The following is an 18,592-nucleotide window of genomic DNA, read 5'->3' as shown; positions in this document are numbered from 1 at the left end:
CGAATAAAAAAGGCCCCGCATCCGAAGATACGGGGCCAGTTGCCTTGGGAGGTTCCTGGTTTCTCAGTCCTCGTTGGCGGCAAGCTGCGTCAGCACCTCGCCACGGCCGCGGATACGCATGATGAGCGGGATGATGAAGGCGGCGGCTGCCACGATGAAGAGGCCAACGGCAATCGGCGAGGTGAACAGCACCGTCGGGTCGCCCTGGCCGATGGCAAGAGCGCGGCGCAGCTGCTGTTCCGCAAGCGGGCCGAGGATGAGACCAACGACCGCAGGCGCAATCGGATAACCGAAGATGCGCATGATATAGCCAAGGATACCGAAGGCGAGCAGCATGCCGAGTTCGAAGACCGACGGGTTGGCGCCGATGGTACCGAGCGTCGCAAACAGCAGGATGCCGGCATAAAGCCAGGGCTTCGGAATGGTCAGCAGCTTCACCCACAGGCCGACGAGCGGCAGGTTCAGAACCAGCAGCATCAGGTTGGCGATGAACAGGCTGGCGATCAGGCCCCAGACGAGCTGCGGATTGGTAGCGAACAGCAGCGGGCCGGGCTGAAGGCCATATTGCTGGAAGCCGGCGAGCATGATGGCGGCGGTCGCCGTCGTGGGCAGGCCGAGCGTCAAGAGCGGCACCAGCGTACCGGCGGCGGAGGCATTGTTGGCGGCTTCCGGACCGGCGACACCTTCGATGGCGCCATGGCCGAATTCTTCCGGATATTTGGTCAGCTTCTTTTCGGTGGCATAGGACAGGAAGGTGCCGATTTCAGCACCGCCCGCCGGCATGGCGCCGATGGGGAAGCCGATCAGCGTGCCGCGCAGCCACGCTTTCCAGGAGCGTGCCCAGTCCTGCGCGCTCATCCAGACGGAGCCTTTCACGGCTTCGACCTTGTCCGGGCCGGTGCTGCCCTGAGCGACGATGAACAGCGTTTCGCCGATGGCGAACATGGCCACCGCAAGCGTCGTCACTTCCACGCCGTCGAGCAGGTCGGGAATGCCGAAGCTCATGCGGGTCTGGCCGGTCAGCTGGTCGATGCCGACGATGGCAAGGGCAAAGCCGATGAACAGCGAGGTAAGGCCGCGCAGCGCCGAATCCCCGAAGGCGGAGGAAACGGTGACGAAGGCGAGCACCATCAGCGCGAAATATTCACGCGGGCCGAAGACCAGCGCCAGCTTGACGATATAGGGCGCGATGAAGGCGAGCGCGATGGTGGCGATGAGGCCGGCGACGAAGGAGCCGATGGCGGCGGTGGCAAGGGCCGGACCGCCTCTGCCCTTGCGGGCCATCTTGTTGCCTTCGAGCGCGGTCACGATCGAGGCGCTTTCGCCCGGCGTGTTGAGCAGGATCGAGGTGGTCGAGCCGCCATACATGCCGCCATAATAGATGCCGGCGAACATGATGAGCGAACCGGCGGGATCGAGCCTATAGGTAACGGGCAGAAGCAGCGCCACGGTCAGCGCAGGTCCGATGCCGGGCAGAACGCCGACGGCGGTGCCGAGCGTGACGCCGATCAGCGCATAGAGCAGGTTCATGGGTTGTGCGGCAACCTCAAGACCGTGCAGCAGGAATTCAAAGGTACTCATGGACAGATGTCCCCCAAGTGGACCCGATGGGCGGGCGGAACGACTGGCTTTTGCGTCATCGCGCGCCAATTGTTCCTGTGATCTCGAATTTTGGTCGGAATGGCTGTTAGAAGAGCAGCCGTTCCAGAGGCCCGGCGGGCAGTGAAAGCTGCAGCAGCCGCGCGAAGATGAACCAGATGAAGAAGCTCAGGGCGATGCCGATGGGGATCGAATACCAGAGCTTGCGTTTGCCGAAGGCGCGCGCCGTAAAGGCGAAAAGCAGGCCGGTGGCAATGGAGAAACCCGCGACGTTGAGCAGCAACATCTGCGCGGCAAGGCCGGCGACGACCCAGATAACCGGGGCGATTTCCTGTTTGTCGCGTTCGGGAAAATCGCCGCGCCAGGCTTCGATGGCCGTCCACAGCGCCAGGCCGACGAGACAGAAGCCGATGGCATAAGGCACGGTTGCCGGGCCGACCGGCGAATAACCGGTGACGCTGGCGAGACGGGCGCTGTCCCAGAAGATCACGCAGGCGATGATGACGAGGAAGATGGCGATCGCCAGCGCCGCCCAGTCAGGGCGGCGCTTTTGATGCTGCGAAGGGTTGGAACCCTGGCTCATTTTACCAGTCCGATGTCTTTGAGGATGGCGGCGGTGGCGTCGGTATCCTTGGCGAGCTGCGCCTTGAATTCGTCACCGGCGAGATAGGTGTCCATCCAGCTCTTGGTCTTCAGGGTTTCCTGCCACTTGGCGGACTTCACCAGCTTTTCGATGTCGGCATTGACGGCCTTTTCCTGTTCCGGCGTCAGGCCGGGAGGAGCAGCGACCATGCGCCAGTTCTGGACGACGACATCAAGGCCGCTTTCCTTCAACGTCGGCGCATCGACGCCTTCCAGCTTCTCTTCGCTGGAGACCGCGAGCAGGCGCAGCGTGCCGGCCTTTACCTGGCTTTCGAATTCGCCGTAGCTCGAAATACCGGCCGTCACCTGCGAGCCGAGGATCGAGGCAAGCGCTTCGCCGCCGCCGGAATAAGCGATGTAGTTGATCTTGGTCGGATCGACGCCAGCCGCCTTGGCGATCAGGCCAACGGCGATATGGTCGGTGCCGCCGGCGGAGCCGCCGCCCCAGGAAACGCTGCCCGGGTCCTTCTTGAGCTGGTCGACGAGGTCGCCAATGGTCTTCAGCGGCGAGGACGCCGGAACGACGATGGCTTCATATTCGCCGGTCAGACGGGCGATCGGCGTTACTTCCTTGAGCGTGACGGGCGCGTTGTTGGTGAGGATCGCGCCGACCATCACGTAACCGCCGACAATGAGGGCGTTCGGGTTGCCCTTCTGCTGGCTGGCGAACTGCGCAAGACCGATGGTGCCGCCGGCGCCCGGTACGTTCTGCACCTGAACGCTCTTGGAAATGCCTTCTTCCTGCAGCACGGTCTGCAGGGAGCGCGCGGTCTGGTCCCAGCCGCCGCCGGGATTGGCCGGGGCGATGATGGTGTAATCCGCTGCAACCGCCGGAAGCGCGATCACGCCCGCCAGGAATGTGCCGATAAGAAAATGCTTCACTTGGAAAACCCTCCTCAGGATGCCCTTTTTGGGCGTCGTTTTTCGTTTATGCGGGGGGCTTTTCGGACGCGTCTGCGCCGGCGCTGAATGCTCAGCGTGGGGCCTTGGCAATCCTGGATTTCCTCCCGCATCTTCTTCCGCCTCCACGGAATGAAGAAGAATTGCAGAGCATCACAGAAAGCTGTCATCTAACTGACGCTACGCAAGTCCTTGCGCATTTACTCTCTATTAATTTGTGTCGGGCGTCTACTGTGGCGTGTGGGATGGCCTTGTTTTGCGCCTTTGAAGCTTGCTTCACACCCTCATTCCTGTGCTTGTCACAGGAATCCAGCCGACGCGCGTCTGCGCGGCGAGAAGAGTCCTTTCAGCCCAAGGACTTGGGCTGGCTAGATTCCTGTGACGAGCACAGGAATGAAGGGGGGAACCTACTGCGACCGCAACGCCTCGTTCCAGCGCTCGATCAGGCGGCTGCGCTTGACCTGATCCAGATAGACCATCAAGCCGGGGCTGACGGGGACCGGGCGCAATTGTGCGCCGTGGATGGCCTGCATGGTGTTGGCGGTGTTTTCGCCCGCCACTTCCGGGCTGACGGCCGGGATCTGCAACTGCCGGGCCATGATCGTCTGGCCCTCCTTCGACATGAAGAATTCCAGATAACGGCGGCCGAGCGCCGGGTTGGCGGCGGCTTCCGGCACCAGACCGATGCGCGACATGACGACGGTATAGTCTTTCGGCAGCACGATGCCGACATCGGGGTGGCGCGAGGCCCAGTCGGCCGCATAGGAGCCGAGAATATTGTAGCCCAGCACGAAGCGCCCGTCGGAGACGCGCTCGAGAATGGCCGAGGAGGTGGAATAGACCTTCACGCCCGCCGCACCCATGGCCTTGATGACGTTCCATATATCGCCGAACTGCTCCTGATCGCGCGACATGAACAGGAAACCGACGCCGGAGCGTTCGATGTCGTAAGTGGCGATGCGGCCATGCACCTCCTTGGCGTGGCGTTCGAGATAATCGACGAATTCGGCGCGGCTGGCTGGCGGTTCTTCGGTGGTGAAGCTCGGCTTGTGATAAACGAAAACCGCCGGCTCGAAGGTCAGCGCATAGGCGGTGTTGCGCCAGTTCGCCCAGGCCGGCCAGCGGGCGCTCATGGCGAGGTCGGAACGCTGGGCATAACCGTCATTGCTCAGTTTCACCTGCAAATCCATGGCGGAGGAAAAGGCGAAATCGGCGGTTTTTTTGCCCGCATCGGTTTCTTTGACGATGCGGTCGTAAATCTCGCCGGTCAGCATATCCTCATAATGGACGGCGATATCGGGATTGGCCTTCTGGAAACCCTCGATCATCGGCGTTGCAAGCGGCTCATCCAGCGAGGAATAGACCACCAGCGTCTCGGCATCCGCCTTGCCGGAGGGTGCCGGAAAGATGGCGACTTGCGCAAGCGCTGGCGAGGCCGTGCAAAGACAGAGACAGAGGAGAAAGCAGATACGCATGGAAAAGATCATGCAGCAGGCGCTGGCCATTCACAAGCGGTAAGGGTCTGGTTAAACTCGGCAATGCTGTGGGAGGGAAGATTTGCGTATTTTGCTGGTCGAGGACAATCAGGTGCTGTCGGAGGGGCTGTCGGCGCTTCTGCGCGGCAGCGGTTATGCCGTGGATGTGGTGTCCGATGGCGCTTCCGCCGATGCGGCGATTGCGGCGGAAAGTTTCGATCTGGTCATTCTCGATCTCAACCTGCCGGAAATGGACGGTATCGAGGTGCTGCGCTCCATGCGCTCGCGCCAGGACAAGGCGGCGGTGCTGATCCTGACGGCGCGCGGCACGCCAGAGGAAAAGGTCAAGGGGCTCGATCTTGGCGCTGACGACTACATGATCAAGCCTTTCGACATCACCGAATTCGAGGCGAGGGTGCGGGTGCTGCTGCGCCGCAATGCCGGTCTGCGCTCCTCGGCGCTGAGTTTCGGCAAGGTGCTTTTCGATCTCAATTCCCGCACCTTTTCCGCGGATGGGCGCCCGCTCGATATTCCGGCGCGCGAGGTGGCGCTGCTCGAAGTGCTGTTCATGCGGGCTGGCAAGGTCGTCGCCAAGGAAGCCATCGTGCAGTCGCTGACCGGCTTCGACGACGATATTTCCGCCAATGCCATCGAGCAATATGTCAGCCGCCTGCGCAAGCGGCTCGCGCCCCACGGGCTGACGGTGAAGACGGCGCGCGGCATCGGTTATTATCTCGAAAAGCTGCCGGAGATGGCTGAATGAGACAGGCCGCCTATTCGCTCAGGCGGCGACTTTTAGGCTGGCTTCTCATCTCCACCGCCATTATCGGCTGTGTTGCGCTGACCGATACATGGCGCGAGGCGGTCAATACCGCCAATGTCGTCTCCGACCGGGTGCTTTCCGGTTCTGCACTTGCCATCGCCGAGCGGGTGGTGGTGGCAGAAGACGGCTCGCTGGAAGTGGACATTCCCTATGTCGCGCTGGAAATGCTGACATCGGCCGCACAGGACCGGGTGTTTTACCGTGTCGACGGGCCGAACGGGCAATTCCTCACCGGTTACCAGAACCTGCCGACGGTGGAGAACCCGAAGGGTGATACCCCCGCCTATCGCGATGCCGTGTTCCGCGATGAACCGATCCGCATCGCCGCCATCCGCCGTTTCGCTTCCACCGGCATCAATTCCGTACCTTTTTCCGTAACGGTCGCCGAAACCACCATTGCCCGCAGCCAGCTGGCGCAGGCGATCATCCTGCGCTCTGCGCTGCGCCTGCTGTTGATGATCGTCGGGGCGGCGATCATCGTCTGGATCGCGGTGACGATTTCGCTGCGCCCGCTTTACCGGCTCAGCGAAGCGATTGCCGAGCGCAGCCCGAACGACCTGCACCCCATCCGCCAATCCGTGCCGGTGGAGGTGGAAAACCTGGTGGAAACGGTCAATTCCTTCATGGTGCGGCTGCAATCGGCGCTCGATGCCCTCCGCCATTTCACCGGCAATGCCAGCCACCAGCTGCGCACGCCGCTCGCCATCATCAGCACCCAGCTTGCGCTTTCAGCCCGTGCGGGAAGTTTAGAGGAAGCGCAGGCGGCGGCGCTGAAGGGCGGGGCGTCCGTGGCCCATGCCGAACATATCCTCGCGCAGCTGCTGCGCATGGCCAATATCGATGCTGCCGGTTCGAGCGAAAAGCATGATTTTTCCGCGATCGATCTTGTGGCGGTGGCGCAGAATGTGACGGCCGATTTCGTGCCGCGCGCGGCGGAGGCCGGCATCGATCTCGGTTTCGAAGGCGAGGGCGAGGCGACCATTCTCGCCGAACCGCTCCTCATCGGGGAACTGATCGGCAATCTCGTTTCCAACGCCATCAACTATGCTGGGCGCGGGGCGGAAGTCACCGTGCGTGTCGGCAGGGAGACGGGCGCCGTCTGGCTGGAAGTCGAGGATAACGGCCCCGGCATTCCGCCGGAAAAACGCGCCATGGTGCGCCAGCGCTTCGCCCGCGGCGAAGCCAACGCCGCCCCCGGCGCCGGCCTCGGCCTTGCCATCATCGAAGAGATCGCCGGGCTGTTCGGCGGGCGGCTGACACTGGAGGATGGCGCGGAGGGGCGTGGGCTGAGGGCGCGGGTGGTGTTCGGTGGGAGGGGGGACGCCTAAGGATAGTGTTGCCCAGACCGCCGGTGCTTACCCCATCCGCTCGGAAGCATAACTTCCCGGGCTTGGTGGGAAGACGACAGTGCGGTTGCCGTTGATGAAGGTGCGGTGGTGGATATGGGCGTGGATGGCGCGGGCCAGTACCTGGCTTTCCACATCGCGGCCGAGCGAGACATAATCGTCGGCCGATTGCGCGTGGGTGATGCGCACCGTGTCCTGCTCGATGATCGGGCCTTCGTCGAGATCGGCGGTGACATAATGGGCCGTCGCGCCAATCAGCTTCACACCGCGCTCATAGGCCTGCTTGTAAGGGTTGGCGCCCTTGAAGGAGGGCAGGAAGGAATGGTGGATGTTGATGATTTTGCCCGACATCTTCCGGCACATATCGTCGGACAGAACCTGCATGTAGCGCGCCAGCACGACGAGTTCCGTGCCGCTGGTCTCGATCAGGTCCATCAGCTGGGCTTCGGCTTTGGGTTTATTCTCCTTCGTCACCTTGATGTGGTGGAAGGGAATGTCGTGGTTGACGACGACTTTCTGGTAATCGAAATGATTGGAGACGACGCCGACGATGTCGATCGGCAATGCGCCGATCTTCCAGCGATAGAGCAGGTCGTTGAGGCAATGGCCGAAACGGGAGACCATCAACAGCGTCTTCATGCGCTGGCCGTCCGGATAGATATCCGCCTCCATGCCGAATTTTTCTGCCACCGGCTTGAAGCCGCCGGTGATGGCCTCAAGGGTGGCGCCTTCCTCGGAGATGAAGGAGACGCGCATGAAGAACTTGCCGGTCTCGAGGTCGTCGAACTGCGAACTGTCGACGATGTTGCAGCCTTTTTCCGCCAGATAACCGGAAATCGCAGCCACAATGCCACGGGTCGATTTGCAGGCTACGGTCAGAACATAGGATGTCATTCGTTTTCCCTCAAAGACGTCGCGCCGGCATCAACCGGCGCAGTTCGGCGCGTTCCATAGCGCAGCTCCGCGGCGGAGCAAAGCGTCAAGACGAACGCAGCCAAAGTCATAGGGCGGGAAAGGGCAGCGCGCCGTGCCGGAAGCGACATGGAATGTTCCATGGCCAGCACAGCGACGCCAGCTGTTTCTGTGGGCCGTTGCCGGCCTCAGGCGCGGCGCAGGCGCATCGCCGTGCGGCCGCGGCCGTCGAGCAGTTCGAGCGTGCCGCGGCGCGGCTCCAGCCTGAAGGAACGGGCGCCCTCCAGCGCTTCGATAAACTGCCGTTCCTGGCGCATGATGTCAGGCGCGCAGGCCATCTGGGTGGAAATCATCCGGCCGAAATCGACGCGGTTGCGGCTGATCTTCACCTCGCCGCCGATGCCGTTGCAACCGGCATTGCCGGAAACGCGGCCCTCGCGGGTAATTTCCAGCGTCGCCTGACGACGGCCGCGAACCCGCTCGCCACGGATGTCCTGCACCAGCCAGCGCCCATCGATACCGGCTTCCGGCTCCGGCCGGCCCGGACCCGCGCCGACGCGCTCCAGTACCAGATCGGTATCGTCGCGACCGCCGGTCAGCACCGAATAACGGCGGGTGGTGGTGAAGAGCAGCCGGTCGCGGTCGCGGATTTCGGCGCTCAGCGCATAGGAGCGGCGGCCACGGATGTCGCGGTCATCATAACGCAGCACGAAGGGCACCGGCACCTGGCCACGCGGGCGAATGGTGGTTTCGGCAATTGTCTGCGACGGCGCATCCGCCAGCGAAACGTCGATCAGGCGCACTGTAACGGTTGCGCCCGGCGGCAGGGCGATGCGCTCGCGATAGGAAACGCTGCCGCGCAGGCTTGCCGGTGCGGCAGCCGCGCCGCCCGCTGCAAAAAGCGGCGCAAGCGCAACAAGCCCGGCGAAACTGCGGCGCGAAAGAAGAGGTTGGCGGTCGGTCATGGTGCTTGCTCCGTGCTGGTGCCGATCAAATTTCAGCGGATGATAAAAAACGGCACTGAACGGGCGATGAACCGGTGGTTGTTTTCTCACGCGTGAGCCGGAGAGGTCCCGGGCGAATGATGACGCGTGCGATTATGAAAGCAGTGGGGAGGCAGTTGGCAGCCTCCCCACGGGTATCAGCCGCGGAAACCGTCCCGCAGCGCTTCGAACTTCGCCAGTTGCCCGGCCAGCAGTTCCTTGTTCTCGTCGCGGCGGACGAAAATCTTGAACATGGCGCTGCCGGCGTCGTTCATGAACCAGACGGAACAGGAGCGACGGCCGTGGAAGCCGCGATCGACGAAGGTGATGCCGGCGCAATTGTCCTTCTTGATGTGACCGCCGATGGGGCTGTCGCCATGGATGTTGAACCAGCCGTGGCTTTCGCTGCCTTCCGGCAGGTGGCCCGGCACTTCGAACACGATATCGCCGGTCTGTACGATCATCAGGACTTCGCCCCAGCCGCGCATCTCGTTCCAGATGGCGTCGAAGCGGTCGGCGGCAGCGGAAACGGCGGCACCTTCCGGCAGGATCGCCAGAATTTCGGCCGGCGTCACCTCGGCCTTGGCGGCGATGGCCTCCACGATGCCATCGGGCTTTTCGGCGAGCGCAGCGGCGGCGCGGGCCTGCCTGTCGTCGTCGGTCTTTTGGGCTGCAATGCTCATCGCGCGGCCTCAGGCGGCAATCGAACGGCGTTCGCCATTCTTGTCTTCATGGATGATGACGTCGAAGCCTTCGAAATGCGGGCCGGAGAGATATTCCACCTTGCCGCGGTTTTCGCCGGCCTTGGCGTGGGCGGCGCGGAACTGTTCGGATTTCGTCCAGGCGAGGAAATCGTCCTTGGTGGCCCAGACGGTGTGCGAGGCATAAAGCGTGTGGTCATCCGCCTTCGGGCCTTTCAGCATGTGAAATTCGATGTAACCCGGCAATTCGCTCAGATGCGATTTGCGCTCGCGCCAGATGGATTCGAAGGTTTCCTCATAACCCGGCACGACGCGAAAGCGGTTCATTGCGATAAACATGAAATTCTCCCTTTAAGTTTCCAGTTTGAGTCAGGATATCCAGCCGCAGGGAGGTTGGAAAGGGGTTCACGACAAAGCGAACAAATTTACTCCACTTATCGATTGCGCCGCCCATAAACATGTGTAAAGAACTCAAGATTAAATGGCGCGGGCTAAGCCGCGCCGGGTCGTGTTTCAGGATAGCGCCATGTTGAATTCCCGCCTTCGTTCCTTCGTTTTCGCCGCCCTCGTGCCCGCCGCAATCGCCTTTGCCGCACCTGCCGCCATGGCTTCGGACAAGGGCAATCCGGAAGCGAAACGCATCGTCGCGGTTGGCGGCACGGTCACCGAAATCCTTTATGCGCTGGGCGCAGGAGACCGCGTCGTTGCGCGTGACAGCACCAGCAGCTATCCGGCCGATGCATTTGCCAAGCCGGATATCGGTTACATGCGGGCGCTTTCGTCCGAAGGCATCCTGTCGCAGAAGCCCGATCTCATCCTCTCCGAAGACGGGTCCGGCCCGGCCGATGTCATCGCCATCCTGAAGGCAAGTGCGGTGCCTTTCGTCACCGTCGATACGCCGCCGAGCGGCGACGCCATCCCCAAAAAGATCGAGGATATCGGCGCGGCGGTGGGTCTTTCCGACAAGGCGAATGCGCTGGCTGCCGAGACCAAGGCCGGGCTCGATGCGCTCGCCAAGGATGTCGCCGCCGTGCCGGAAAAGGGCAGGAAGCGGGTTCTCTTCGTGCTTTCCACCGCCGGTGGCCGCATCATGGCGGCGGGCAAGGATACCGAAGCGGCCGCGATCATCGAAATGGCGGGCGGCATCAATGCGGCGCAGGAGATCAATGGTTACAAGCCGCTGACGGATGAGGCGGTCATTGCCGCAGCACCCGATTTGGTGCTGACCATGGCGCGCGGCGATCATGCCGCAAAGGCGGAAGAGATCTTCGCGCTGCCGGCCTTCCAGTCCACGCCTGCCGCCGCCAGCAAGGCGCTCATCAGCATGGATGGGCTTTATCTCATCGGTTTTGGCCCGCGCACGCCCGCTGCGGGCCGCGAGCTGGCAGCTAAGCTCTATCCTGAGGTGGTGAAGCCGTGAGCCTTGCCGCCTTGAGTTCCGCTGAAGGCAGGGTTGCGGGCGACAGATCCCGCCAGGGGGTCGTCACCCTCGCCGTGCTCGTCGGCATCCTGCTGTTTGCCTGTGGTGTATCGCTTGTCAGCGGACCCACGGGCGTCGGCATGTCCGAACTCTGGGCTTATTTCACCGGCGGTGCCGATCAGCTCGATGCGCGCGACAGGGTCATTCTCGAGGCGGTTCGTCTGCCGCGCACGGCGCTCGGCATGTTGATCGGCGCGGGGCTTGCCGTTTCGGGGGCGATGATGCAGGGCCTGTTCCGCAATCCGCTGGCCGATCCCGGCATTGTCGGCGTCACCTCGGGTGCGGCGCTGTTCGCGGTCGCGGCCATTTCTCTCGGGGAAGGCGCGCTTGCCACCGTCGCCGTGTTTTTCGGCCCGCATTTTCTGCCGCTGATGGCGTTTTTCGGCGGGTTGCTGAACACCTGGGTGCTCTACCTGATCGCGACGAAGGATGGCGCCACCTCCACCACCACGCTCATTCTGGCCGGGATTGCGGTGGCGGCGATCAGCGCTGCGCTGATGGGGCTGATGATTTTCATGGCCGATGACCGGGCGCTGCGCGACATTACCTTCTGGTCGCTCGGTTCGCTCGGCGGGGCCACGCCCGCCAAGGTGCTCGCCACCTTGCCCTTCATCGTCATCGTGCTCGCCATCATTCCCTTCGTCGCGCGTGGGCTGGATGCGCTCATTCTCGGCGATGCCGCCGCCTTTCACATGGGCATTCCGGTGCAGCGGCTGAAGCGGATCGTCATTCTGGCGGTTGCCGCCGCCTGCGGGGCAAGCGTGGCGGCTGCTGGCTCCATCGGTTTTGTCGGCATCGTCGTGCCGCATCTTCTGCGGCTCGCCATCGGTCCGTCGCACCGCTTCCTGCTGCCGGCCTCCGCACTTGGCGGGGCGGCGCTTCTGCTTCTGGCCGATAGTTTCGCCCGCACTGTCGCGTCACCGGCGGAACTGCCCATCGGCGTCGTCACGGCGCTCATCGGTGCGCCGGTCTTCCTGTTCCTGCTATTGGGACGCGGCGGCTTTTCCATGCGGAACATGTCATGATCCGGGCCGAAAACCTCACCCTCATCCGCTCCGGCCGCCGGCTTCTCGATGCGGTCAGCGTCGATCTGAAGCCCGGCAAGGTCAATGTCATCATTGGCCCCAACGGTGCGGGCAAATCCACGCTGATGAAGGTTCTCTCGGGCGAGATGCGCGCCGAGGGCGGTTCGGTGACCTATAACGACATCGACCTGCCGGCCTTCACACCGGTCCAGCTCGCCCGCCTCAGGGCCGTGCTGCCGCAGAGCACCCAGCTTGCTTTCCCCTTCACCGCGCTCGAAATCGTGCGGATGGGGGCTGTCGCACAGGGGTCGCGCGCGCCGGAAGAGCAGGCACGCCGCGCGCTCGCCAAGGCCGGGCTACGCGGTTTCGAGCAGCGGTCCTACAACATGCTCTCCGGCGGCGAACAGCAGCGGGTGCAGTTTGCCCGGGCGCTGGCGCAGGTGCCGAACCCGATGGAAAATGGCGAGGCACGGGCGCTCTTCCTTGATGAGCCCACCGCAAGTCTCGATATCGGCCACCAGATCGCCGTGCTGGAAACGGCGCGCGACTTTGCAAGCGGCGGCGGGCTGGTGCTCGCCATCCTGCACGACCTCAACCTTGCGGCGGAATTTGCCGATCAACTTATCGTCATGCATGGTGGCCGGGTGACGGCGAGCGGCCCCTCGCTGGAAACGATCAGCGACGAGACGATTGCAAGGGTCTATGGCATTGGCGGTGTCGTCGGCCGGCTGCCGGCGCGGCATATTCCTTACGTGCTGCCGCAGTCGCGCCACCGTTAAGGACCTGTCCTTCGCCTCAGCTTTCCGGCCGGGTGGCGATGAAGAGCGCGGAGCCGAGCATGACGGCGGCGACGATGGTGGCCCGCAGCGGCGGCGGCTCGCTCAGAAACCAGAAAGCGGCGTAACTGACGGACATGGCAGAAAGCGCTGCGACCTTGGCATTGCGGGCGATTGCGCCGCGTTCGCGCCATCGCCGCAGCGAAGGGCCGAATCTGGGGTGGGCCAGCAGCCATGCCTCGAGTTTTGGCGAGGAGCGGGAAAAACACCAGAGCGCCAGAAGCAGGAACGGCGTGGTGGGCAAAACGGGAAGAAACGCGCCGACAATGCCGGTCGCGACCATAAGCCAGCCAAGACAGAGGTATAAAAGGCGCATGCCTAGCCGGTATCATGAGTTCTCTACTCATGATAGAGCGGCGGCATGAAATCTGTGAGCCCTGTTGCCGCAGGCCCTTGTCGCAGAGCCTTGCCGCACGGGGCGAAGCAGAGGTTTTCTCCATCACATTTATCGTGATCGGCGTTTGGCCCGTCGGTCTAAAAGCGCCTTTAGGGTTGAAAGCGAAGCACGCAGTCTTTATCCCCTTGGGCCGCGATGCCCGGAGCATAACCGGGCCGTCAAAGGTTAAGAAGAAGAAGGAAAACACCATGGCCAAGCTGATCCACTCGATGGTCCGGGTGCTGGACGAAAAGCGTTCGGTGGAATTTTACAAACAGGCTTTCGGGCTTGAGGTTGCGGAACGCGCCGAGTTCGAAAACTTCACGCTGATCTATCTCAGCAATGCCGAGGGCGATTTCGAGCTGGAACTGACCGTCAACCGGGGTCGCGAAGTGCCCTATGCGCTGGGCGACGGTTATGGTCACCTCGCGGTCAGCGTGGCCGATGTGGATGACGAGCATCAGCGCTTCACCGAGATCGGCCTTTCCCCCGGAAAAATCATCGAAGCCGATTATAAGGGCCAGCCTTTCGCGAAATACTTTTTCATCTGCGATCCGGACGGTTACAAGATCGAAGTGCTGCAACGCGGCAACCGGTTCAAATAAGCGCGATTATGGGAGAGGCGGGCATGGCAGAGGCAGGCGTCAAACTCGAGGATAGCTGGAAACGCGTTCTTTCCGGCGAATTCGCCAGCCCCTACATGCTCAAGCTGAAAGAGTTCCTGCTTGCCGAAAAGACCGCCGGCAAGCGCATCTTCCCCAGGGGTGCGGAATATTTCCGGGCGCTGGATCTCACGCCTCTCGATGAGGTCAAGGTCGTCATTTTAGGCCAGGACCCCTATCACGGGCTCGGTCAGGCGCATGGGTTGTGCTTTTCCGTCCAGCCCGGCGTGCGCATTCCGCCTTCGCTCGTCAATATCTACAAGGAATTGCAGAGCGATCTCGGCATTCGCCCGGTGGGTCATGGTTTTCTGGAAAGCTGGGCGAAACAGGGCGTGCTTCTGCTCAACAGCGTGCTGACGGTGGAAGAATCCCGCGCCGCCTCGCATCAGGGGCAGGGCTGGGAAAGGTTCACCGACGCCGTCATTCGCGCCGTCAACGACGAATGCGACCATGTCGTCTTCCTGCTCTGGGGTTCCTATGCCCAGAAGAAGGCGGCCTTCGTGGACCAGCGCAAGCACCTCGTGCTGCGCTCGCCGCATCCGTCTCCGCTTTCGGCCCATAACGGCTTTTTCGGCAATGGCCATTTTTCCAAGGCAAACGCCTTTCTCGCCTCCCATGGCCGCCAGCCGATCGACTGGCAATTGCCGGAAACGGTGGGAAGCGACAAAAACCTTCTCTAGACACTCATAAAATACCTTTACGCTTTGCGGTTGTCGGGATTAAAGATAACCGGACTGCAAAGTGAAGGATTATGCCCGTGTCTCTCCTGTCTGCCGAAACCTCCGTCTCGCTGCCCGATCCGCTGTCGATCGTCGATGCTTTCGAGGATCATTTTTCCGAGCATATGGAGATGGAACGCGAAGGTGCTACGGTGCGGTTCAAGACGGAATACGGCCATGGCAGCTTCAGCGCCGAGGGCGGCCGTTTCGCCGCAAGGGTGAGCTGCATTTCCGAACATATATTGATGTCGGTAAAGGCGATGGTGGCCGAGCATATCGTCGAATTCTCCGGCGAGACGGGGCTGGATTTCCGCTGGAGCGGCCATGGCGCGCAACAGCGTGAGCTGCCCAATCTCTTCGTCGGCAAGGTTGCCCGCGCCTATAATCTGACGCCGCATATGCGCCGGCTGGTGGTTTCCGTCGAAAGCGGCATCGAAAGGCTGCTGACCGGCGGCATGCATGTGCGCCTGCTTCTGGTGCCGGATCAGGCCCGCGCGCCGGTCTGGCCTTATCTTGCGCCCACCGGGGCCATCGTCTGGCCGGCGGGCGACGATCTTCTCACACGGCGTGTCTACACCATCCGTTCCGGCGATATCGCGCGCGGTGAAGTCGATATCGATTTCGTCATGCATGAGGGCGACCACATGCCGGGCGCGACCTTCGGCGCGACGGCGAAGCCCGGCGATGTTCTCGGCATCATCGGCCCGAGCGGTGTCTGCCCGGAAGCCGAGCGTTATGTCTTTGCCGGTGATGAAACGGCGCTGCCGGTGATGCTGCGCATGGCCGCCGAAATGCCGGCCGGGAAAAAGCTCAGCGTCTATGCGGAGATCGACGATGAAGCCGAACGGCAGGAGATCGTCTGCGCGGCAAATGTCGAGTGGACATGGCTTTATCGCCGCGGCAAGCCCGCCGGCACATCCGGCCTCATCGAAAAGGCGCTGCGCGACCATGGCTGGAGCGCGGATCATGACGGCCTGCACGTCTTTGTCGCCTGCGAAAAATCCGAGGCGAGGGCGGCAAAATCCTTCCTTACCGACGAGATCGCTTTCCCGAAAGCATCGCTGCGCGCCGTCGGCTACTGGACCCTGGGCGTCGCCGACGATCATTGAGCTGCCCTATCGGGCTCGTTGAACAGTCGGTTTTATCGTTCATCATTCGGGAACAATCCGTTCCCGTTGTCCTCTCTATGCCTGAGAGCGCTGTTACCCCATCTTTACGCCATGAACAGGGCAGGCCCCAACCGTGAGGCCCGCCAGGCAAAAGGGGTTTATCATGCTCAACCAGATCAAGGGCCTGCACCACGTCACGTCCATGGCGGCGAGCGCGCGCCAGAACAACAGTTTTTTCACCGATACGCTCGGCCTGCGCCGGGTGAAAAAGACGGTCAATTTCGACGCGCCTGACGTCTATCATCTCTATTATGGCGATGAGGTCGGCACGCCCGGCTCCGTCATGACCTATTTTCCGTTCCCGCATATCGCCCGCGGCCGTCCCGGCACCGGCGAAGTGGGTACGACGCTGTTTTCCGTTCCGGAAGGATCGCTCGGCTACTGGCAGGACCGGCTTTCGAAGGCCGGCGTGGATGGCCTGAAGGCCGATGAAGCCTTCGGCAACAAGCGCCTGCATTTCGCAGGTCCCGATGGCGACGGTTTTGCGCTGGTCGAGGTCAGGGACGACAACCGTGCGCAATGGATCGGCAATGGCGTCGGCGCGGATCAGGCGATCCATGGTTTTCAGGGCGCCTCGCTGCGACTTCGCGATGAAGGTGCGACGGCCGAGCTTTTGAAATTCATGGGCTATCAGGAAGTGGACCGTCAGGATGGCGTTCTGCGCCTCGGTATTCCCGGCGGCAACGGTGCCGACTTTATCGACATCGAAACCATGCCGAATATTTCTGGCGCGCGGCTGGGTGCGGGGTCCGTGCACCACATCGCCTTTGCGGTCGAAAACCGTGAAAAGCAGCTGGAGGTGCGCAAGGCGCTGATGGATACCGGCTATCAGGTGACACCGGTGATCGACCGCGATTATTTCTGGGCGATCTATTTCCGCACGCCGGGCGGCGTGCTGTTCGAAGTGGCCACCAACGAGCCCGGTTTCGACCGCGACGAGGACACCGCCCATCTCGGCGAGGCGCTGAAGCTGCCGACCCAGCACGCGCATCTGCGCTCCGTGCTTGAAGAGCATCTGGAGCCGCTGGGGGACGAGAAGGCGGTTTAACCGCTCGATAGCGTTTAGCGGGACGTTGCGACCTGCTTCTTCTCCCCGCCGGGGAGAAGGTGGCCCGAAGGGTCGGATGAGGGGGTAACGTTGCCGGATTTCGGAGAGCTTGCCCCCTCATCCCGCTGCCGCGGACTTCTCCCCCTCGGGGAGAAGAAACAAGCCGCGTCCGTTCGCTCCATATGATTGCTCCGCTTGGCCGAAGAGACCTTGCGGAAGCCGTTGAACCTCTTCCTTTCAGAAAGGACCCTCCCATGACCAGGGACAGCTATTTCCACAAATCCCGCGTCGGCGCTGCCGGTGCACCGCTTTTCGTTTTGCTGCACGGCACCGGCGGCGATGAAAACCAGTTCTTCGATTTCGGCTCGCGCCTGCTGCCTGAGGCGACCATTCTCTCACCCGTCGGCGATGTCTCCGAACATGGCGCGGCGCGGTTTTTCCGGCGCACGGGAGAGGGCGTCTACGACATGGCCGACCTTCAACGGGCGACCGTCAAGATGGCGGACTTCATCAGGGCGAACCGGGAGCATTATCAGGCCGGTCCTGTGATCGGTCTCGGTTTTTCCAATGGTGCGAATATTCTCGCCAATGTGCTCATCGAAGAACCCGGGCTTTTCGATGCGGCGGTGCTGATGCATCCGCTCATCCCGTTCGAACCGAAAATCTCCCCCGCCAAAGCCTCGCGCCGGGTGTTGATCACGGCCGGCGAGCGCGATCCGATCTGCCCCGTGCCGCTGACGAAGGCGCTGGAACAGAGCCTCAAGGCGCAGGGCGGCACGGTGGAAACCGTGTGGCATCCGGGCGGACATGAAATCCGCTCCGGCGAGATCGATGCGGTCAGGGGTTTCCTGGCGTCTTATAACGCTTAGCTGGATGTCTGCGCTATGCCGGCTTTTAAAGCCGGCATTCGCCTGTGCTTTTGCCTCAGCGATATCCGCATTGCTGCAGCTGCGCCTCGTAACGCAGCGCCATGTTGGCGGAGCGGCGGGCGGCCTTCTGGACCGCGGAATTGTTGCGCCAGCTGCCCTTCGCATAACCGGCATGGCCGGAATAATAGGCGAGGTAGAGATTATAGGGGTCGTTCAGCGAAATGCCGTTTTCGCGCCGGCTCTTGGCGTGATACCAGCCGACGAAGTGGATGGCATCGGTGAAATCGGTGCGGCTTGCCGACCAGCGGCCGGTTTCACGCTGGTAAACGCTCCATGTGCCGTCCAGCGCCTGTGCATAACCATACGCGCTCGACTGGCGTGTCCAGGGAATGAAGCCGAGAAGCTTGGTGCGCGGCGGCCGCGCATAGGGGCGGAAGGCGGATTCGGTATAGATCGTCGCCATCATGACGGGCACGGGCACGCCGAATTCGCGCTCGGCCGCTTTCGCATCGCGCCGCCAATTGTTGAAGATGCCGTTCCGCTGCTCGAAAATCGCACAGGCATTGGTCACCTGCGACGGTGCGGTGGCGCAGCCGGCCAGAACGAGCATCAGAAAAACAACGGCAAATACGCCACGCATAACGGAACCCTTTCGTTCCGCTATTCTTAAATTGCTAACCATTAACGTCGGGTTTTAAGACAAGGTTAATTCAAATGCCGCCGATCGGCCGGCCGTTAACCCGCTGAAAATTCCTGTGGCCGGGATGGGGCAGGGCCGCCTCCCGGGCGCCTTTTTTAAGAAGCGTTCATCCCCGCACGTCCACGGTCCCGCCGGCCCGGCTATACTTGGCTCATCCCGGTCATCAGGCGTGCGCGCGGCGCAAGGTGGGCGGGGCAGGCGGCCGAAACCGGGGAGTTTCCCGATGTCACGGTTGAGGCGGCCGGCATATGCCCATCCTCCAAACAGAAACCGGTTTGGCGGGCGGGTCATATGTTTCAAGCCGGGGCCGCATCGTCTGCAAACCCT

Annotated in this window: 20 protein-coding genes; 10 read left to right on the top strand and 10 right to left on the bottom strand. The window is 62.3% G+C overall.

What is annotated here, in order from left to right; genetic code table 11:
• Positions 1 to 63: 63 nt before the first annotated feature.
• The 4 genes from CFBP4996_RS10720 to CFBP4996_RS10705 all read right to left on the bottom strand — a co-directional run bounded on the left by CFBP4996_RS10720 (position 64) and on the right by CFBP4996_RS10705 (position 4,646).
• Positions 64 to 1,581, bottom strand: a complete 1,518-nt coding sequence (locus CFBP4996_RS10720) for a tripartite tricarboxylate transporter permease (protein ID WP_020809148.1) — start codon at positions 1,579 to 1,581, stop codon at positions 64 to 66.
• Positions 1,582 to 1,687: 106 nt separating this feature from the next.
• Positions 1,688 to 2,182, bottom strand: coding sequence for a tripartite tricarboxylate transporter TctB family protein (locus tag CFBP4996_RS10715; protein WP_003522604.1), 495 nt, complete (start codon positions 2,180 to 2,182; stop codon positions 1,688 to 1,690).
• Positions 2,179 to 3,123 (bottom strand): Bug family tripartite tricarboxylate transporter substrate binding protein, encoded by a 945-nt coding sequence (locus CFBP4996_RS10710; protein WP_020809150.1) that lies wholly within the window; start codon positions 3,121 to 3,123, stop codon positions 2,179 to 2,181. Before CFBP4996_RS10710 ends, CFBP4996_RS10715 begins: the two co-directional genes overlap by 4 nt.
• A gap of 425 nt (positions 3,124 to 3,548) precedes the next feature.
• Positions 3,549 to 4,646: an ABC transporter substrate-binding protein gene (locus CFBP4996_RS10705; protein WP_170988570.1), complete on the bottom strand. Its 1,098-nt coding sequence runs from the start codon at positions 4,644 to 4,646 to the stop codon at positions 3,549 to 3,551.
• Between the two features lie 52 nt (positions 4,647 to 4,698).
• Between CFBP4996_RS10705 and CFBP4996_RS10700 the strand changes: the two genes are divergently transcribed.
• Complete coding sequence (locus tag CFBP4996_RS10700) at positions 4,699 to 5,379, top strand: response regulator (RefSeq protein WP_003491888.1); 681 nt, start codon at positions 4,699 to 4,701, stop codon at positions 5,377 to 5,379.
• Positions 5,376 to 6,767 (top strand): sensor histidine kinase, encoded by a 1,392-nt coding sequence (locus CFBP4996_RS10695; RefSeq protein ID WP_080850949.1) that lies wholly within the window; start codon positions 5,376 to 5,378, stop codon positions 6,765 to 6,767. The genes CFBP4996_RS10700 and CFBP4996_RS10695 overlap by 4 nt, the downstream gene beginning before the upstream one ends.
• Before the next feature lie 27 nt (positions 6,768 to 6,794).
• Here CFBP4996_RS10695 and purU read toward each other — a convergent pair whose 3' ends face one another.
• The 4 genes from purU to hmuQ form a co-directional block, all read right to left on the bottom strand.
• Positions 6,795 to 7,679 carry a formyltetrahydrofolate deformylase gene (gene purU, locus CFBP4996_RS10690; protein WP_080850951.1) on the bottom strand — a complete coding sequence of 295 codons (885 nt, stop codon included), beginning with the start codon at positions 7,677 to 7,679 and terminating at the stop codon, positions 6,795 to 6,797.
• A gap of 206 nt (positions 7,680 to 7,885) precedes the next feature.
• Positions 7,886 to 8,662, bottom strand: a complete 777-nt coding sequence (locus CFBP4996_RS10685) for a YbaY family lipoprotein (RefSeq protein ID WP_059754584.1) — start codon at positions 8,660 to 8,662, stop codon at positions 7,886 to 7,888.
• A gap of 176 nt (positions 8,663 to 8,838) precedes the next feature.
• Positions 8,839 to 9,363, bottom strand: a complete 525-nt coding sequence (gene hutX, locus CFBP4996_RS10680; RefSeq protein WP_080850952.1) for a heme utilization cystosolic carrier protein HutX — start codon at positions 9,361 to 9,363, stop codon at positions 8,839 to 8,841.
• A gap of 9 nt (positions 9,364 to 9,372) precedes the next feature.
• Positions 9,373 to 9,720 (bottom strand): heme-degrading protein HmuQ, encoded by a 348-nt coding sequence (gene hmuQ / locus CFBP4996_RS10675; protein ID WP_003522597.1) that lies wholly within the window; start codon positions 9,718 to 9,720, stop codon positions 9,373 to 9,375.
• Between the two features lie 187 nt (positions 9,721 to 9,907).
• Between hmuQ and CFBP4996_RS10670 the strand changes: the two genes are divergently transcribed.
• The 3 genes from CFBP4996_RS10670 to CFBP4996_RS10660 are packed head-to-tail and all read left to right on the top strand — an operon-like array spanning position 9,908 to position 12,665.
• On the top strand, positions 9,908 to 10,801 hold the full coding sequence (locus CFBP4996_RS10670; RefSeq protein ID WP_080853091.1) for a heme/hemin ABC transporter substrate-binding protein: 894 nt from the start codon (positions 9,908 to 9,910) through the stop codon (positions 10,799 to 10,801).
• Positions 10,798 to 11,886: a FecCD family ABC transporter permease gene (locus CFBP4996_RS10665; protein ID WP_080850954.1), complete on the top strand. Its 1,089-nt coding sequence runs from the start codon at positions 10,798 to 10,800 to the stop codon at positions 11,884 to 11,886. The genes CFBP4996_RS10670 and CFBP4996_RS10665 overlap by 4 nt, the downstream gene beginning before the upstream one ends.
• On the top strand, positions 11,883 to 12,665 hold the full coding sequence (locus CFBP4996_RS10660; protein ID WP_078051670.1) for a heme ABC transporter ATP-binding protein: 783 nt from the start codon (positions 11,883 to 11,885) through the stop codon (positions 12,663 to 12,665). Before CFBP4996_RS10665 ends, CFBP4996_RS10660 begins: the two co-directional genes overlap by 4 nt.
• 16 nt (positions 12,666 to 12,681) lie before the next feature.
• Here CFBP4996_RS10660 and CFBP4996_RS10655 read toward each other — a convergent pair whose 3' ends face one another.
• Positions 12,682 to 13,038, bottom strand: coding sequence for a YbaN family protein (locus CFBP4996_RS10655; RefSeq protein WP_080850957.1), 357 nt, complete (start codon positions 13,036 to 13,038; stop codon positions 12,682 to 12,684).
• A gap of 269 nt (positions 13,039 to 13,307) precedes the next feature.
• On the opposite strand from CFBP4996_RS10655, the gene CFBP4996_RS10650 reads away from it, so the two are divergent.
• The 5 genes from CFBP4996_RS10650 to CFBP4996_RS10630 all read left to right on the top strand — a co-directional run bounded on the left by CFBP4996_RS10650 (position 13,308) and on the right by CFBP4996_RS10630 (position 17,565).
• Complete coding sequence (locus CFBP4996_RS10650) at positions 13,308 to 13,703, top strand: VOC family protein (protein ID WP_080850959.1); 396 nt, start codon at positions 13,308 to 13,310, stop codon at positions 13,701 to 13,703.
• Between the two features lie 23 nt (positions 13,704 to 13,726).
• Positions 13,727 to 14,440: a uracil-DNA glycosylase gene (ung, locus tag CFBP4996_RS10645; protein ID WP_080850962.1), complete on the top strand. Its 714-nt coding sequence runs from the start codon at positions 13,727 to 13,729 to the stop codon at positions 14,438 to 14,440.
• 71 nt (positions 14,441 to 14,511) lie between these two features.
• On the top strand, positions 14,512 to 15,588 hold the full coding sequence (locus tag CFBP4996_RS10640) for a siderophore-interacting protein (protein ID WP_059754569.1): 1,077 nt from the start codon (positions 14,512 to 14,514) through the stop codon (positions 15,586 to 15,588).
• A 163-nt stretch (positions 15,589 to 15,751) separates the two neighbouring features.
• Positions 15,752 to 16,696: a VOC family protein gene (locus tag CFBP4996_RS10635; RefSeq protein WP_020809730.1), complete on the top strand. Its 945-nt coding sequence runs from the start codon at positions 15,752 to 15,754 to the stop codon at positions 16,694 to 16,696.
• Between the two features lie 254 nt (positions 16,697 to 16,950).
• Positions 16,951 to 17,565 (top strand): alpha/beta hydrolase, encoded by a 615-nt coding sequence (locus CFBP4996_RS10630; RefSeq protein ID WP_080853092.1) that lies wholly within the window; start codon positions 16,951 to 16,953, stop codon positions 17,563 to 17,565.
• Positions 17,566 to 17,620: 55 nt separating this feature from the next.
• On the opposite strand, the gene CFBP4996_RS10625 is transcribed toward CFBP4996_RS10630, so the two are convergent.
• On the bottom strand, positions 17,621 to 18,205 hold the full coding sequence (locus tag CFBP4996_RS10625) for a transglycosylase SLT domain-containing protein (protein ID WP_003522586.1): 585 nt from the start codon (positions 18,203 to 18,205) through the stop codon (positions 17,621 to 17,623).
• Between the last annotated feature and the right edge of the window lie 387 nt (positions 18,206 to 18,592).

Origin of the sequence: Agrobacterium leguminum, assembly GCF_005144435.2 — a bacterium.
Classification (GTDB): domain Bacteria; phylum Pseudomonadota; class Alphaproteobacteria; order Rhizobiales; family Rhizobiaceae; genus Agrobacterium; species Agrobacterium leguminum.
Note: the sequence above shows the minus strand (reverse complement) of the source record. Positions and strands in the feature narration are given on the sequence as shown.